Genomic DNA, 1,586 nt, shown 5'->3' on the forward strand with positions numbered 1-1,586 from the left:
GGGCAGGAACTGGCGGATCTGGTCCGGTACCGCCTTCATGTAGTCGGTGACCGCCACGATTGGACCGGTGGCCCCTTCCAGCTGCTTGGTCACGAACGGTGTGCGCGCCCCGGCGGAAGGATCCAGGAAGGCTTCCTCCTCGGCGGCGAGCCCGTCGCGGCGCAACTCCGTCCAGGAAGTCACTGACCAGACATCGGCGGAAACGCCCCAGTCCTCGGCCAGCAGCTTCTGGGCTTCCAGTGCCCACGGGACCGCGACACCGGAGGCGAGCAGCTGGGTGCGCGGTCCATCAATGTCGGCCGGGTTGAGCAGGTGGATGCCCTTCAGGATGCCTTCGACGTCGGTTTCTTCCGGTGCCGCAGGCTGACTGATCGGCTCGTTATAGACCGTCAGGTAGTAGATCAGATTCCGGTCGTCGGAGTCCGGGCCATACATCCGCTCCAATCCATTGCGCATGATGTGGCCAATTTCGTAGCCATAGGCGGGATCGTAGCTGACGACGGCGGGGTTGGTGGAGGCGAGCAGCGGCGACTGTCCATCGGCGTGCTGCAGGCCCTCACCGGTCAGGGTGGTCCGACCGGCGGTGGCGCCAATCAGGAAGCCACGGGCCATCTGGTCCGCTGCGGCCCAAATGAAGTCGCCGGTGCGCTGAAATCCGAACATCGAATAGAACACGTAGATCGGCACCAGCGGCACGCCATGTGTGGCATAGGAGGTACCGGCAGCGGTGAAAGCTGCGACCGAACCGGCCTCGTTAATGCCTGCGTGCAGGATCTGGCCCTGCTCCGACTCCTTATAGGCGAGGACCAGTTCGCGGTCCACCGACAGGTAGTTCTGCCCCTTGGGGTTGTAGATTTTCGCCGTCGGAAAGAACGAGTCCATGCCGAAGGTACGCGCCTCGTCCGGAATAATCGGCACCACGCGCTTGCCGAATTCCTTGTCCCGCATCAGGTCCTTGAGCAGCCGGACGAACGCCATGGTTGTGGCTGCCTGCTGTTTGCCCGAGCCGCGCCAAGCAGCCTCGTAGGCCTTCTCCTCTGGAAGATGGATCTCGTCGGCCTGGTCGCGGCGTTCGGGGACGAAGCCGCCGAGTTTTTCGCGGCGTTCCATCAGGTACTTAATCTCGGGCGAATCCTGGCCTGGGTGGTAGTACGGGGGTAGTTTCGGGTTTTCCTCCAGCTTCGCGTCATCGATCGGGATCCGCAGGTGATCGCGGAAGTCCTTCAGGTCATCGATGGTCAGCTTCTTCATCTGGTGCGTGGCGTTGCGGCCCTCAAAATTCGTGCCCAGCCCGTAACCCTTGACCGTTTTGGTCAGGATCACGGTCGGCTTGCCGGTGAACTCGGTCGCGGCCTTGTACGCGGCGTAAACCTTGCGGTAGTCATGGCCGCCGCGCTTGAGACCCCAGACCTGCTCATCATCCATATCCGCGACCATTTCCTTGGTCTGCGGAGTCTTCCCGAAGAAGTGCTCGCGCACAAACCCGCCGGACTCGGCCTTATAGGTCTGATAATCCCCATCCGGGGTCGAGTTCATGATCTCCACCAGGGCACCATCGGCGTCCTTGCCCAGCAACTCGTCCCACT

Annotated in this window: 1 protein-coding gene; it reads right to left on the minus strand. The window is 62.4% G+C overall.

Annotated features, from left to right (window positions below; genetic code table 11):
• On the minus strand, positions 1 to 1,586 hold a 1,586-nt coding region (locus tag Y707_RS25255; protein WP_035781332.1), incomplete at both ends, for a transketolase-like TK C-terminal-containing protein.

The organism is Arthrobacter sp. H14 (assembly GCF_000520495.1).
GTDB lineage: Bacteria > Actinomycetota > Actinomycetes > Actinomycetales > Micrococcaceae > Arthrobacter_C.